Raw genomic sequence first — 13,774 nt, 5'->3', positions numbered from 1 at the left:
AGATGAGGCCGTGACTGTGTCCAGGCTGCCGCTCGACGGCATACGCGTGATCGATTTTTCCCGGGTGCTCGCGGGGCCGCTCTGTTCGGCGCTGCTCGGCGATCTCGGCGCCGACGTCATCAAGATCGAGCCGCCCGGCGGCGACGACTATCGCGCGATCGGTCCTTTCGCGCACGGCGAGAGCGGCCTCTTCAGCGCGATGAATCGCAACAAGCGCAGCGTCGTCATCGATCTGAAGACCGCTGACGGGCAGATGCTCGCGCAATCGCTGTGTGCGCGGGCCGATGTCGTCGTCGAGAACTTTCGCCCCGGCGTCGCCGCGCGTCTGGGCATCGGGTACGAGACCTTGTCGGCACGCAACCCGGCGCTCGTCTACGCGAGCGTGTCGGGCTTCGGTCAGACCGGCCCCGAATCGCACCGGCCCGCGTACGACATCATTCTGCAAGCGCTGTGCGGGCTGATGGACGCGACCGGCGCACCCGACGGCGAGCCGACGCTCGTCGGCGATTCCGTGTCCGACGTCGTGAGCGGCATCTTCGCGTCGTGGGGCGTGCTGGCCGCGCTCGTCGCGCGCGACCGCACCGGCAAGGGCACGCACGTCGACGTATCGATGTTCGACGCCACGCTCAGCCTGACCGCCGCGCTCGTCGCCCGCTATGCGACCACGGGCATCGCGCAGCCGCGCGTCGGCAATCGCCATCCGACTTCCGCGCCGTTCGGCGCGTATCGCGCGTCGGACGGTCATTTCGTCGTCGCGGTGCTCAACAACAAGCTCTTCGGCCAACTCGCCGACGCGATCGGCCATCCCGAACTCGCCGGCGATCCGCGCTTCGGCAACGATGCGTCGCGCTGCGAGCACGAAGCCGAACTGCGCGCCTGCATCGAGCGATGGGCGGCGCAGCGCTCGGTCGTCGACGTGAACGCGGCGCTGAGCGGCGCGGGCATTCCCGTCGCGCCGATCCAGAGCGTCCAGCAAGCGCTCGACAGCGAGCAGGCCCGCACGCGCGGTCTGCTCGTCGACACCGCCGCCGCCGACGGATCGAGCCTGCGCGTGCCCGCCCAGCCGCTCAAGTTCTCCGCTTACCCCGCCACGCGCACGACGCGCGCACCGCGCATCGGCGAACACACGTCGGCAGTGCTCGAAGAATTGCTCGGCCTCGACGCGACGGCAATCGCCGGACTCGCGGCAAACGGCGTCGTGCGCACGGGCGTCGCCGAACTCACTCAGGAGAAAGATCTTGCTTAAGCGATTGGGCGTCAGCGACGCCGACCTCGAAATCGCGGACGCGATCCGCCGCTACGCGCAAGCCGAACTCGCGCCGCACGCGGCGCAGGTCGATCGCGAAGAAATCCCGACGACGCGTTATGTTCGCGCGCTCGCCGAACTCGGCGTGATGGGCATGAACCTGCCCGAACGCTGGAACGGCGTCGGCGCAACGCCGGCGGCGATCATTCTCGCGCTGTCTGAAATCGCGAAGGCATGCGCGGCCACGTCGTCGATGATCGGCGCGCACTATCTGGCGACCGACTCCATCCTGATCGGCGGCTCGGACGATTTGCGCGACCGCTATCTGCCGGACGCCGCGACGGGCGTGAAACTCGGCGCATTCGCACTGACCGAGCCGCAGGCGGGTTCGAATCCCGCGGGCATGTCGACGCAAGCGCTGCGCGACGGCGACAGCTATCACATTCGCGGCGTCAAGCACTTCATTTCCAATGCTGACGCGGCGCAATTCATCGTCGTCTATGCGAAGACTTCGCCCGAAAAAGGCACGCGCGGGATCAGCGCGTTCGTCGTGGATCGCGACACGCCCGGCGTCACCGTAGCGCCTCCCGAAAAGCTGATGGGCATTCACGGCGCGCCGGCGCACGAAGTCGCGCTGGACTGCGTCGTGCCCGCCGCGAACCGGCTGGGCGAGGAAGGCAGCGGCTTTCGCACCGCGATGAAGGTGCTCGACAACAGCCGCCTCGACGTCGCGGCGACGAGCCTCGGCATCGCCGAAGCGGCATTCGGCGATGCGCTCGACTGGGCGAAGCAGCGCAACGTCGGCGGCGAGCCGCTCGCGAACAAGCAAGGCCTGCAATGGATGTTCGCCGACATGAAAACCCGTCTCGAAGCCGCATGGCTTCTGACGCTGCAGGCCGCCGCGCGACGCGCCGCCGGCGAGCCGTTCACGGAGCTCGCATCGATGGCGAAGCTCTACGCTTCGGAGATGGTCGCGTTCGTCACGGACAGCGCGCTGCAGATTCACGGCGGCTACGGCTTTACGCGCGAGATGCGCATCGAGCGCCTCGTGCGCGATGCGCGCATTCTCCGAATCTACGAAGGATCGTCGGAGATTCAGCGCACCGTCATCGCGCGTCTGCTGTTTGCGTGACACTAGTTAGCATTCCATATAAGGAGACGAAGTCTTGAAGATCCTGGTGGCCGTGAAGCGCGTCGTCGACGCGAACGTGAAGGTGGCCGTGAAGTCAGATCAGTCGGGCGTCGACATCGCGAACGTCAAGATGTCCATCAATCCGTTCGACGAGATTGCCGTCGAAGGCGCGGTGCGTCTGAAGGAAGCCGGCGTCGCGAGCGAAGTGATCGCCGTGTCGTGCGGTGTCGCGCAGTGTCAGGAGACCTTGCGCACGGCGCTGGCTATCGGTGCGGACCGCGCCGTGCTGGTGGAGACGTCCGAGGACTTGCAGCCCTTGGCGATCGCGAAGTTGCTGAAGGCATTGGTCGATCGGGAAAAGCCTTCGCTCGTGATGCTCGGCAAGCAGGCCATCGACGACGACTCCAATCAGACCGGCCAGATGCTCGCCGCGCTCGCAGGCCTGCCGCAGGCGACGTTCGCATCGGACATATCGATCGCCGACGGGTTCGCGACCGTCGCACGCGAAGTCGACGGCGGAAGCGAAACGCTGTCGCTGAAACTGCCGGCCGTCGTCACCGCCGACCTTCGCCTCAACGAGCCGCGCTACGTCACGCTGCCGAACATCATGAAGGCGAAGAAGAAGCCGCTCGATACGATCCGGCCCGCCGATCTCGGCGTCGATGTGACGCCGCGCCTGCACACGCTGAAAGTCAGCGAGCCGCCCACGCGCGCCGCCGGCGTGAAGCTGCCCGACGTGCAAGCGCTGATCCACAGGCTCAAGACCGAAGCCAAGGTTCTTTGAAGGAGACGGGAAATGACAATTCTGGTTATCGCGGAACACGACGATGCATCGGTCAGCGCGGCGACGCTCAAGACCGTGGGCGCCGCGCAAAAGATCGGCGTGGATATCGACGTGCTGATCGCGGGTCACGAAGCGCGGCGCGCGGCGGATGCGGCGGCGAAGATCGAGGGCGTGTCGAAGGTGCTGCTCGCCGATGCGCCGCAACTCGCAGCCGGGCTCGCGGAAAACGTCGAAGCGACGGTGGTTCCGATCGCACGGAACTACTCGCACATCCTCGCGCCTGCGACGGCCTTCGGCAAGAACGTGATGCCGCGCATCGCCGCGACGCTCGACGTCGCGCAGATCAGCGATATCACCGCCGTCGTCGATGCCGACACGTTCGAGCGCCCCATTTATGCGGGCAACGCGATCGCGACGGTTCGATCGGGCGATGAGGTCAAAGTGCTTACGGTGCGCACGACGAGCTTCGACGCGGTATCGGCACACGGCGGCAGCGCGTCCGTCGAGCACATCGAGGCCGCGGCCGACCGCGGCCTGTCGCGCCTCGTGAGCCGCGAAGCGACGAAGCCGGATCGCCCCGAACTCACGAGCGCGCACACGATCGTGTCCGGCGGCCGCGGGCTCGGCAGCGGCGAGAACTACGCGAAGGTGCTCGCGCCGCTCGCCGACAAGCTCGGCGCGGCGCTCGGCGCATCGCGCGCCGCCGTCGACGCGGGCTACGTGCCGAACGACTATCAGGTCGGACAGACCGGCAAGATCGTCGCGCCCCGGTTGTATGTGGCCGTCGGCATTTCCGGCGCGATCCAGCATCTCGCCGGCATGAAGGATTCGAAGGTGATCGTCGCGATCAACAAGGATCCGGAAGCACCGATTTTCGGCGTGGCCGACTACGGACTCGTCGGCGATCTGCACGACATCGTGCCGGCCTTCGTCGACGCAGCCTGACTCTTGGAATCGCGCACCCATCCTCCAACGGAAGTTCCTCACCGCTCAGGAGACGAGCATGGAACGTAACAACTCGGCACCCGCCGCGAACGCGTCGCTGATCGAGCGCCGCTCGATCGACTATATTCCCGACGCCGAACGCCACGGCAATCTGTTCAGCCAGTTCACGCTGTGGTTCGGCGCGAATCTCCAGGTGACGGCAGTCGTCGTCGGCGCGCTTGCCGTCGTGCTCGGCGGCGACGTGTTCTGGTCGCTGATCGGGCTGTTCATCGGTCAGGTCATCGGCGGCGCCGTGATGGCGTTGCACGGCGCGCAGGGACCGCAACTCGGCCTGCCGCAGATGATTTCGAGCCGCGTGCAGTTTGGCGTGTACGGCGCGATCGTTCCGCTGGTGCTCGTCTGCGTGATGTACATCGGCTTTTCCGCGGGCGGCACGGTGCTCGCGGGGCAGGCGATCGGCGAGCTGCTGCACACCGACAACACCACGTCGATCCTGATCTTCGCGGCGCTGGTCGTGCTGCTCACCGGCCTCGGCTATCGCGTCATTCACGCGATGGGCCGCGTATCGAGCGTCGTCGGCACGCTCGCGTTCCTGTATCTGTTCGCGAGCCTGCTGCACGGTCACGCGCTCGACACGCTGCTCGCCAACCGCCACTTCACCGTCGCGTCGTTCCTGCTGGCGGTCTCGCTGTCGGCGTCGTGGCAGATCGCGTATGGGCCGTATGTCGCGGACTATTCGCGCTATCTGCCCAGGTCGACCTCCGCGCTCAATACCTTCTTCGCCGTCTTCGGCGGCACGGTGATCGGCGCGCAGGTGTCGATGACCTTCGGCGTGCTGGCCGCCGCGCTCGCCGGCGAGCGCTTCTCGGGGCACGAAGTTGCGTTCATCGTCGGACTCGGCGCGAGCGGCGCGATCGCGGCGGTGCTCTATTTCACGATCGCGCTCGGCAAGCTCACCATCACCACGCTCAACGCATACGGCAGCGTGATGTCGGTGGCGGCGATCGTCACCGGCTTCGGCGGACAACGCGAGATTTCGGGACGCACGCGGCTCGTGTTCGTGCTGCTGAGCGTCGCGGCATCGAGCGGGCTCGCGCTGGCCGGACAGCATTCGTTCCTGAAGGCGTTCTCTTCGTTCCTGCTGTTCCTGCTCGTGTTCTTCACGCCGTGGAGCGCGATCAATCTCGTCGACTACTACTGGGTGACGCGCGAACGCTACGACGTGCCCGCCCTGTTCGACGTCGACGGCCGCTACGGCCGATGGAACGTCGCGGGCCTCACGGTCTATGCGCTCGGCGTGCTCGTGCAGATGCCGTTCGTCGCGACGGGCTTCTACACCGGCCCGTGGGTCGATGCGCTCGGCGGCGTGGACGTGTCGTGGATCGTGGGCATCGTCGTGCCGGGCGTGCTCTATTACGCGGTGTCGCGACTCGCGCGCTCGCATGCGCCGGAGCGGCTCATCGTCCCCGGGCCGATGACCGACGCGGACTGACAGCGCCGGCCGTCACTTGAGCACGGCGGCTTCCACCGCAGCGAGGTAGGCGGCCAGCGCCCGCTTCACCTCGCGCAGATAGCGGCGCGCCAACTGCACATCGCCCATCGCGGGACGCAGTTTGACGGCCAGCGCGCCGCTCGCGAGCGCGTGGAGCATGTCCACGTAAAGCTCGCGCTCGGACGCTTTCACGCCGGGCATGCGCGCGTCGATCACCTTGCGCATCATGCTGGACTTGCGCTTCTTCCTGGCCTCGTCGTGCGGCATGACCGACATCAGAATCAGAAAATCGGTCTTGCGCTCGAAGTATTCGATGTGCGGCGTCATGATGCGATCGATCACCGCTTCCGCCGACAGCGCCCGCCACGTCTCGCCGTCGATGCGCGAGAGCTCGTCTTCCAGTTCTTCCAGCGCCGCCGCGTGACGATCCCATAACGCCGCGAGCAAGGCGTCGCGATCCGGAAAAAAGTGATACATCGAGCCGATCGGCGTCTGTGCGCGCCGCGCGACGCCGTGCATCGTCACGCCTTCCAGACCTTTTTCCACGATCAGCCCGGCTGTCGCGTCCAGCACGGCCTCGATGCGCGCGCGACCGCGCGCCTGCAGCGGCGAACGCACGGTGCTGCCGCGCTCCTGGTCTTGCGAATCGCTTTCGTCGTCGGCGCGAGGCTTTTTCATCGTGTTTCCTTTAGGCCAGGTCAAACTAGACGCTCGCGTCTAGTTTCGTGCATACTAGACGGCATCGTCTAGTTTGGCGAGCGCGTCGCGCGGTGATTGTCGCCCGGAACGCCCTCGCTGTCTCGCATTCATCGAAGGCTATCGCACGCATGCGGTAGCGCGAAAGCTCCCGGAGAAATCATGTCAGTCACAGCGCCCACGCACGGCGGCCAGCCCGCCGACGCCGCTCGAGGCAAACCGTCGCGCAAGCGCCTGCTGATCGTGCTCGGCATCGTCGCGGCCGTCGTCGGCGTGGCGTGGGGCGCGCGCTGGTGGACGGTCGGCCGGTTCATCGAAACCACCGACGACGCGTATCTCAAGGCCGACAGCGTGAGCATCGCGCCGAAGGTGAGCGGCTATGGCACCGAGGTGCTCGTCGGCGACAATCAGACCGTGGCGGCAGGCGCGCCGCTCGCGCGACTCGATACGCGGCAGTATCAGGCATCGCTCGATCAGGCGAAGGCCACGCTCGATGCCCGCGCCGCGGACATTCAACGCGCCGAAGCCGAATTGAAGCAGCAGCACGCCAACGCCGATCAGGCGAAGGCGCAGGCCGAAGTGTCGCGCGTGAGTCTCGCGCACGCGGAAGACGACGTGACGCGCTATCGTCCGCTCGTCGCGACGGGCGCCGAAACCGCCGAGCGCCTCGCGAGCCTCGTGTCCACGCGCGATCAGGCGCGCGCCACGCTCGCCGCGAATCTCGCCGCCGCGCGTTCGGCCTCGACGCAGATCGGCGCGACCGAAGCGCAGATCGCACAGGCGCGCGCGCAGATGGAAGCGGCGCAGGCGCAACTGAATCAGTCGAAGCTCGACCTCGGCGACACGACGCTCGTGAGCCCGGTCGCGGGGCGCGTCGGCGATCGCACCGTGCGCGTCGGCCAGTACGTGCAGCCGGGCACGCGCCTCATGACGGTCGTGCCGGTGGAAGCGCTCTATCTCGAAGCGAACTTCAAGGAAACGCAGGTCGGCCGCATGCGGGTCGGCCAGCCCGCGACGCTGCACGTCGATGCGCTCAAGGGCACGGATCTGCACGGCGTCGTGGAAAGCTTCGCGCCCGGCACCGGCGCGCAGTTCGCGCTGCTGCCGCCGGAGAATGCCACCGGCAACTTCACGAAGATCGTGCAGCGCGTGCCGGTGCGCATTCGCGTCGATACGGGTCCGCTCACGCGCAAGGTGCTGCTGCCGGGCTTGTCGGTGACGGTCGATGTCGACACGAAGAACGCCACCGACGACAGCCATCGCATCGCCGCGGAAAACCGTCATGACTGAGGCCGGCGCCAGCGTGCAACCCCATGCGCATCGGGCGAGCGCGAGCGACTGGATCGCGGTCACGGCCGGCGCGCTCGGCGCGCTGATGGCCACGCTCGACATCTCCATCACCAACTCGGCGCTGCCGCAGATCCAGGGCGAGATCGGCGCGACCGGCACCGAAGGCACGTGGATCTCGACCGGCTACCTGATGTCGGAAATCGTGATGATCCCGCTCGCCGCGTGGCTCACGCGCGTATTCGGGCTGCGCAATTTCCTGCTCGGCAACGCGGTGCTGTTCACGCTGTTCTCGGTGATGTGCGGCTTCTCCACGTCGCTCACGATGATGGTCGCGGGCCGCATCGGTCAGGGCTTCACCGGCGGCGCGATGATCCCGACCGCGCAGACCATCATCCGCACGCGGCTGCCGCGCGAGCAGATGCCCGTCGGCATGACGATCTTCGGGCTGATCGTCCTGCTCGGACCGCTGCTCGGCCCCGTGCTGGGCGGCTGGCTCGCGGAGAACATCTCGTGGTCGTGGTGCTTCTTCGTCAACGTGCCGGTGGGCTTCGCGCTCGTCGCGCTGCTCATCACCGGGCTGCCGGCCGAGAAATCGCACTGGGAGTCCTTTTTCAAGGCCGACTGGATCGGCATCGCGGGGCTCGCGATCGGTCTCTCGTCGCTCACCGTCGTGCTCGAGGAAGGCCAGCGCAATCAATGGTTCGAATCGAATGAAATCGTGATGCTCACGTGCGTCACGGCCTTCGGATTTCTGCTCATCGCGATCTCGCAGTTCGTCGCGAAGAAGCCGATCGTGCGGCTCTCGCTGCTGCGCAATCCGCGCTATGCGAGCGTGATCCTCATCGTGTTCGCAGTGGGCGCGGGTCTCTATTGCGTGTCGTTCCTGCTGCCGCAGTTTCTCAGCATCGTCGCGGGCTACAACGCGTTGCAGTCCGGCTCGATCATGCTCGTGTCGGGCGTGCCCGCGTTTCTCATCATGCCGGTGCTGCCGCGTCTGCTCGGCAAGGTGGATTTTCGCGTGCTCGTCATCACGGGCCTGCTGTTTTTCGCCGCGAGCTGCCTGCTCGATATCTCGCTCACCGCGCAAAGCGTCGGGCACGATTTCTTCTGGTCGCAGATTTTGCGCGGCTTCGGCCAGATGCTCGCGATGATGCCGCTCAATCAGGCGTCGATGGCCGCGGTCTCGCGCGAAGAATCGGGCGATGCAGCGGGCCTCTACAACATGGCGCGCAATCTCGGCGGCTCGGTCGGGCTTGCGATCATCGGCACGGTGATCGATCGGCGCAACGATTTTCACGCCGCGTCGATCCGCGAATCGCTGACGGCCAATTCCGTGATCGGCCAGGAGCGCATCGCCGCGAGCGCCGCGAACTTCGCCGCGCAAAGCGGCGACATCGCGCACGCGAAGATGCAGGCGCTCGGCCAGTTGTCGGCGCAAATCGGCCAGCAGGCCATCGTCATGACCTACTCCGAAACCTTCTACGTGCTGGCGATCGCGCTGCTCGCGTGTCTGCCGCTCGCGCTCCTGCTCAAGACACCGCGCGCTCAACCCGGCGAGATGCCGTCCGCCGGCCACTGATTGATGAACCATTCGACGATGTTCCCTCGCACGCTTCGCCTGACCGCCCTGCTTCCGCTCGCCGCTTCCGCGCTCGCCGCGTGCACGGTCGGGCCCGACTATCGCGGCGCGCCCGAGATCGCGCCCGACGCCGCGAAAAGCGGCGCGTTCGTGCGCGCGCCGGCGCAAGGCGTCGTCGCGACGCACGCGCCCGCGGCGTGGTGGCAAGCGCTGAACGATCCGCAACTGAACACGCTGATCGATGCCGCGTTCGCCCACAATCCCGATCTGAAGATGGCGCAGGCGCGCTTGCGTCAGTCGCGATCGCAACTGCGCGGACAGCGCGCCAACGAGTTGCCGAAAGTGTCGGGAAGCGCGGCGGCGCTGCGCATGCGCTCGCCGGACACCTCGATCTTCGGCTCCTCGTCGGGCGATCAGGGTTCGTCGGGGTCCACGGGGCGCGGTCCCGTCGACTTCTATACGATCGGCTTCGATGCCTCGTGGGAAATCGATTTCTTCGGCGGCACGCGCCGCGCGATCGAAGCGGCATCCGGCGAAGCCGACGCCGTGCACGCCGAGCTCTCGGATGCGCAAGTGTCGCTTGCGGCGGAAGTGGCATCGGCGTATATCGATTTGCGCGATCAGCAGGAACGCTTCGCGCTCGCCGAACGCACGGCCGAGTATCAGCAGCAGATGCTCACGCTCACCGAGCAGCGTCGCGCGCGCGGCACGGCGGCGGAAGTCGATGTCGAGCGACTCACGACGCAGGTCGACACCACGCGCGCGACGCTCGTACCGTTGCAGGTGCAGATCACCGATTCGCTGGACCAGCTCGCGGTGCTGACGGGCCGCGCGCCCGGCGCGCTCGATGCCGAACTCGGCGCGCGTGCGCCGTTGCCCGCGTTGCCTTCGTCGGTGCCGATCGGCGATCCGGCGACCATGCTCCAGCAACGTCCCGATATCCGCGCGGCCGAACGGCGTCTTGCGTCCAGCAATGCGCAGATCGGCGAGCATATCGCCGACTATTTTCCGAAGGTGACGTTGCTCGGCGATATCGGCTTCTCCGCGTCGGAGCCGAGTCATCTGCTGCGCAAGCAGAATTTCTCGTGGGTCGGCGTGCCGTATCTGCAATGGAATCTGTTCGACTTCGGGCGCACGGCGGCGAAAGTCGATGCCGCCGAAGCCGCACGCGACGAAGCGCAAGCGCGCTATGAAAAAACCGTGCTCGGCGCCCTGAAGGACGCGAATTCATCGTTGTCGCGTTACGGCAACCAGCGCGAGCACGTGGTGCGGCTGCAGCAGGTGCAGGCGTCGGCGGAGCGGTCGGCCACGCTCGTGCGGCAGCGTTACACGGCGGGCGTGTCGACGCTCATCGATCTGCTCGACGCGCAGCGCACTCAATTCGCCGCGCAACAGGACGTGGTGGCCGCGCAGGGCGAATTGCTGAGAGATTTCGTCGCGCTGCAGAAGAGTCTCGGACTGGGATGGGCGCCGTCGGGCGATGCGATGTCGGTCGCGCGTCTGCCTTAAGCATCCGGCGCCGATCGTCGCAGCGACGCCATCTCGCGCTCGAACAGCGGCGCGTAGTACGCCACCGCTTTGCGCAGTATGTCGTTCACCTCCCGGAGCGCCGTGTTTTCCTGTTCGAGCTCGGTGATTCGTCGAAGCTGATCGTCATCCGCGGCTTGTGTGGTCATGTTCCCTGGCCGATATCATCTGTGCGACAGCGCCCTGGCCGACTGCAACAGGTCGTCCAGCATCGCCTGCCGTCGTTGCGGATCGGTGTCGCGGCCGGTCATGAAGCACAGCGCCGCGACCGGCAATCCGGCGCGATCGCAAACGGGCGCGGCCATGCAAAGGCGAAACGCGTTCGACAATCCTTCGGTGCAGCAATACCCCTGATCCTTCGCGATCCGGACGTCGTGCATGAATTCATCGAAGTCGATATGCACGCCGTTGTCGAGCGTGAAGTCCTCGGCCGGAATCAGCGCGCGGATTTCCTCGGCGTTCATGTGACCGAGCAGCAGACGTCCCGTCGCGGTCCACGGAATCGGCACTCTCACGCCGATGTCCGAGCTGATGTTGAACGGGCGCGCGCTGTTCTCGGACAACACCACCGTGTACTTGTTGCCCTCGAGCATGCACAACTGCGTGGTCTCGTCGTACTTGCGCACCAGCGCGAGAATCGATTGATGCGCGCGGCTGATCAGGTCGTTGTGCGTCGCGTAGTCGGAGCCGTAGTAGTGCATCTCACGGCCGAAGAACACGCTGCCGTCGGCCGAGGTTTCGAGCCAGCCGACATCGGTCAGGATCGCGACCAGCTCGTAGATGCTCGAACGCGGCGCGCCGGTCGCTTCGATCAGTTCGCGCATCGTCATCGGACGCTGAGCGAGGTGCAATTGCCGAAACATCGCAATGACGCGGTCCACGCCTCTTGCTCGCGACGATTCCGTGACAGCCATTCATTTACTCCATATGCGTCAATGATCGAGCACGCGATGCAGGAACTGCCGCGTGCGCTCGTTCGACGGATTGACGAAAATCTGCTCCGGCTCGCCCTGCTCCGCGATCACGCCCTTGTCCATGAACACGACGCGATCCGCGGTCTTGCGCGCGAACCCCATTTCATGCGTGACGACGACCATCGTCATGCCATCGCGCGCGAGTCCGCGCATCACTTCGGTGACTTCGCCGACGAGTTCGGGATCGAGCGCCGACGTCGCTTCGTCGAAGAACATGATGCCCGGCTCGACGGCGAGCGCACGCGCGATCGCGACGCGCTGCTGCTGTCCGCCGGACAACTGACTCGGATAGTGGTCCGCGCGTTCCGCGAGCCCGACGCGATCGAGCACTTCCATCGCGCGCTTGCGGGCATCGGCGGGACTCATGCGGCGCGCCTTGATCAGCGCGAGCGTAACATTGCCGAGCGCGGTCTTGTGCGGAAAGAGGTTGAACTGCTGGAACACCATGCCGACATGACCGCGGATGTCGCGCGCGCGTTTCGGGTCGTGCAGCGGCACCTCATTGACCCATACTTCGCCCGAATCCGTCGTTTCGAGTCCAGCCATGATGCGCAGCACGGTGCTCTTGCCCGAACCCGACGCGCCGATCAGCACGAGCACTTCGCCCGCGCGCACATCGAGATTGATCTCGTTGAGCACGCGCGTCGCGCCGAATGCTTTACTGACGCCCGAGAGCGAAATGATGGGCTTGGTCTGGCTTTGATTGCTCACGACAGTCTCCTGCGGTCATGGTGGCGCACCCATTGCGAAAGCGGGAAGCACACGACGAAATAGATAAGTGCGACGAGTCCGTAAATCTCGACCGGCTTGCCGATACGATCGACGATCGCCTGCCCGCCGTGCATCAGTTCGGACATGCCGATCATGCTGACGATGGACGTGTCCTTGATCAGCGAAAGATATTGGCCGATGAGCGGCGGCAGCACGATCCGGCCGGTCTGCGGCAACACGACGAACGCGAACGCCTGCGTGCGCGACAGACCGAGAATCTGCGAGACTTCCCACTGGCCCTTCGCCACCGATTCGATCCCGGAGCGGAAGACTTCGGCGATATACGCGCCCTGATAGACGCTCAGACCGATCACGCCGGCTGCGAACACATCGATCGCATAACCGAAGTACGAGACGCCGAAGTAAATGAACATCAGCGTGATCAGGACTGGCGTGCCGCGAAAGAGCTCGGTGTAGAGCCGCGCGATCCGGTCCGTGCCCCACGGTCCGAACGATCGCAATACGGCCGCGAGCAGCCCGATCAGCGTGCCGCCGACAATCGATGCGACGGACAGCAGGAGCGTCGTCACCAGACCTTGCAGCAGGATCGACAGACTGGTTCTCAGCAATTCAATTGACATGATCCGACTCCGGTTCGGGCATCAGACGCGATTGGCGCGGCGCAACGCGAAGCCGCCGAAGCGTGCGCGCGGCCGGACGACCAGAGGCGGATGAAACATGCGCGCGCCGAGCTGGCCCGCGATCCAGGACAGCACGTTGCTCAACACCAGATACGCGATGAGCACGACCGCGAAGGTCTGGATATAGAGCAGCGTGCGCGAGTTGATCACGGTCGCGGTGCCCGTGAGTTCGGGCAGCGCGATCGCGGACAGGAGCGACGTGCCGAGCAGCAGCTGAATCAGATAGTTGACGATCGCCGGATAGACGGCGCGCGCGGCTTGCGGCAGGACGATCTCGGTAAAGATCTGTCCGCGCTCGAGACCGAGAATGCCCGCGGCTTCGAGCTGACCGCGCGGCACCGACTGGATGCCCGCGCGAAACACTTCCGACAGATAGGCGCCCACGTTGAGTCCGAGTGCGATCACGCCCGCCCAGTATGCGTCGAGCGAAATGCCCGCCGACGGCAAGCCGAAGAACACAATGAAAATCTGCAGGAGCACCGGCGTATTGCGGATGATTTCGACGTAAGCCCGCGCGACGAACCGGATCAGTGCGACCGGCGACATGCTCGCCAGCGCCGTCAGCAGACCGAGCAACACCGACAGCACGAACGCAAGAAGCGTCACCTGCAGCGTCAGCCAGCCGGCTTTCAGGAACTCGGGAACATAGCCCCACAAGGTCAGCCATTCGTAACTCATTTCCGCCTCCGCATCATTC

The 13,774-nt window shown here is 65.8% G+C and carries 14 protein-coding genes; 8 read left to right on the top strand and 6 right to left on the bottom strand.

Annotation, left to right across the window (positions count from 1 at the left end; all coding sequences use genetic code 11):
• Positions 1-10 precede the first annotated feature (10 nt).
• Genes U4Y90_RS33085 through U4Y90_RS33065 form a run of 5 tightly spaced genes read left to right on the top strand, consistent with a single transcriptional unit; the run spans position 11 to position 5,599 of the window.
• Positions 11-1,246, top strand: coding sequence for a CoA transferase (locus U4Y90_RS33085; protein WP_321801049.1), 1,236 nt, complete (start codon positions 11-13; stop codon positions 1,244-1,246).
• Positions 1,239-2,378, top strand: coding sequence for an acyl-CoA dehydrogenase family protein (locus U4Y90_RS33080; RefSeq protein ID WP_321801048.1), 1,140 nt, complete (start codon positions 1,239-1,241; stop codon positions 2,376-2,378). The genes U4Y90_RS33085 and U4Y90_RS33080 overlap by 8 nt, the downstream gene beginning before the upstream one ends.
• Before the next feature lie 34 nt (positions 2,379-2,412).
• Positions 2,413-3,162 (top strand): electron transfer flavoprotein subunit beta/FixA family protein, encoded by a 750-nt coding sequence (locus U4Y90_RS33075; RefSeq protein WP_321801047.1) that lies wholly within the window; start codon positions 2,413-2,415, stop codon positions 3,160-3,162.
• A gap of 12 nt (positions 3,163-3,174) precedes the next feature.
• Entirely contained in the window at positions 3,175-4,107 is a 933-nt protein-coding gene (locus tag U4Y90_RS33070; RefSeq protein WP_321801046.1) for an electron transfer flavoprotein subunit alpha/FixB family protein, read from the top strand.
• A 58-nt stretch (positions 4,108-4,165) separates the two neighbouring features.
• Positions 4,166-5,599 carry a cytosine permease gene (locus U4Y90_RS33065; protein WP_321801045.1) on the top strand — a complete coding sequence of 478 codons (1,434 nt, stop codon included), beginning with the start codon at positions 4,166-4,168 and terminating at the stop codon, positions 5,597-5,599.
• Between the two features lie 12 nt (positions 5,600-5,611).
• Here U4Y90_RS33065 and U4Y90_RS33060 read toward each other — a convergent pair whose 3' ends face one another.
• Positions 5,612-6,277: a TetR/AcrR family transcriptional regulator gene (locus U4Y90_RS33060; protein WP_321801044.1), complete on the bottom strand. Its 666-nt coding sequence runs from the start codon at positions 6,275-6,277 to the stop codon at positions 5,612-5,614.
• 180 nt (positions 6,278-6,457) lie between these two features.
• On the opposite strand from U4Y90_RS33060, the gene U4Y90_RS33055 reads away from it, so the two are divergent.
• The 3 genes from U4Y90_RS33055 to U4Y90_RS33045 are packed head-to-tail and all read left to right on the top strand — an operon-like array spanning position 6,458 to position 10,673.
• Entirely contained in the window at positions 6,458-7,585 is a 1,128-nt protein-coding gene (locus U4Y90_RS33055) for an HlyD family secretion protein (protein WP_321801042.1), read from the top strand.
• Complete coding sequence (locus tag U4Y90_RS33050) at positions 7,578-9,164, top strand: MDR family MFS transporter (protein WP_321801041.1); 1,587 nt, start codon at positions 7,578-7,580, stop codon at positions 9,162-9,164. Before U4Y90_RS33055 ends, U4Y90_RS33050 begins: the two co-directional genes overlap by 8 nt.
• 3 nt (positions 9,165-9,167) lie before the next feature.
• On the top strand, positions 9,168-10,673 hold the full coding sequence (locus U4Y90_RS33045; protein ID WP_321801039.1) for an efflux transporter outer membrane subunit: 1,506 nt from the start codon (positions 9,168-9,170) through the stop codon (positions 10,671-10,673).
• Here U4Y90_RS33045 and U4Y90_RS33040 read toward each other — a convergent pair.
• From U4Y90_RS33040 to U4Y90_RS33020, 5 genes are read right to left on the bottom strand one after another with little or no spacing between them, the layout of a single operon-like run.
• A complete protein-coding gene (locus U4Y90_RS33040) occupies positions 10,670-10,840 on the bottom strand; it encodes a hypothetical protein (protein ID WP_321801037.1) in 171 nt (56 codons plus the stop codon). The two genes, U4Y90_RS33045 and U4Y90_RS33040, sit on opposite strands and share 4 nt — an antisense overlap.
• Before the next feature lie 15 nt (positions 10,841-10,855).
• A complete protein-coding gene (locus tag U4Y90_RS33035; RefSeq protein WP_321801035.1) occupies positions 10,856-11,605 on the bottom strand; it encodes an IclR family transcriptional regulator in 750 nt (249 codons plus the stop codon).
• A gap of 18 nt (positions 11,606-11,623) precedes the next feature.
• The gene (locus tag U4Y90_RS33030) at positions 11,624-12,376 is read right to left on the bottom strand and encodes an amino acid ABC transporter ATP-binding protein (RefSeq protein WP_321801034.1); all 753 of its coding nucleotides are present in this window, start codon (positions 12,374-12,376) and stop codon (positions 11,624-11,626) included.
• On the bottom strand, positions 12,373-13,017 hold the full coding sequence (locus tag U4Y90_RS33025; RefSeq protein ID WP_321801032.1) for an amino acid ABC transporter permease: 645 nt from the start codon (positions 13,015-13,017) through the stop codon (positions 12,373-12,375). The genes U4Y90_RS33030 and U4Y90_RS33025 overlap by 4 nt, the downstream gene beginning before the upstream one ends.
• 21 nt (positions 13,018-13,038) lie before the next feature.
• Positions 13,039-13,755: an amino acid ABC transporter permease gene (locus tag U4Y90_RS33020; RefSeq protein WP_321801030.1), complete on the bottom strand. Its 717-nt coding sequence runs from the start codon at positions 13,753-13,755 to the stop codon at positions 13,039-13,041.
• Positions 13,756-13,774: the final 19 nt, after the last annotated feature.

Origin of the sequence: Caballeronia sp. J97 (genome assembly GCF_905220305.1) — a bacterium.
GTDB lineage: Bacteria > Pseudomonadota > Gammaproteobacteria > Burkholderiales > Burkholderiaceae > Caballeronia.
The sequence above is the reverse complement of the archived record's forward strand: the minus strand, read 5'-3'. Positions and strand labels throughout refer to the sequence as shown.

What these genes read in the sequence shown, in the direction of transcription:
- U4Y90_RS33065 (WP_321801045.1), top strand. Translation starts at nt 4,166, where the DNA reads ATGGAACGTAACAACTCGGCACCCGCCGCGAACGCGTCGCTGATCGAG.
- U4Y90_RS33060 (WP_321801044.1), bottom strand. Translation starts at nt 6,277, where the DNA reads ATGAAAAAGCCTCGCGCCGACGACGAAAGCGATTCGCAAGACCAGGAG.
- U4Y90_RS33025 (WP_321801032.1), bottom strand. Translation starts at nt 13,017, where the DNA reads ATGTCAATTGAATTGCTGAGAACCAGTCTGTCGATCCTGCTGCAAGGT.
- U4Y90_RS33020 (WP_321801030.1), bottom strand. Translation starts at nt 13,755, where the DNA reads ATGAGTTACGAATGGCTGACCTTGTGGGGCTATGTTCCCGAGTTCCTG.
- U4Y90_RS33050 (WP_321801041.1), top strand. Translation starts at nt 7,578, where the DNA reads ATGACTGAGGCCGGCGCCAGCGTGCAACCCCATGCGCATCGGGCGAGC.
- U4Y90_RS33055 (WP_321801042.1), top strand. Translation starts at nt 6,458, where the DNA reads ATGTCAGTCACAGCGCCCACGCACGGCGGCCAGCCCGCCGACGCCGCT.
- U4Y90_RS33045 (WP_321801039.1), top strand. Translation starts at nt 9,168, where the DNA reads ATGAACCATTCGACGATGTTCCCTCGCACGCTTCGCCTGACCGCCCTG.
- U4Y90_RS33070 (WP_321801046.1), top strand. Translation starts at nt 3,175, where the DNA reads ATGACAATTCTGGTTATCGCGGAACACGACGATGCATCGGTCAGCGCG.
- U4Y90_RS33040 (WP_321801037.1), bottom strand. Translation starts at nt 10,840, where the DNA reads ATGACCACACAAGCCGCGGATGACGATCAGCTTCGACGAATCACCGAG.
- U4Y90_RS33035 (WP_321801035.1), bottom strand. Translation starts at nt 11,605, where the DNA reads ATGGCTGTCACGGAATCGTCGCGAGCAAGAGGCGTGGACCGCGTCATT.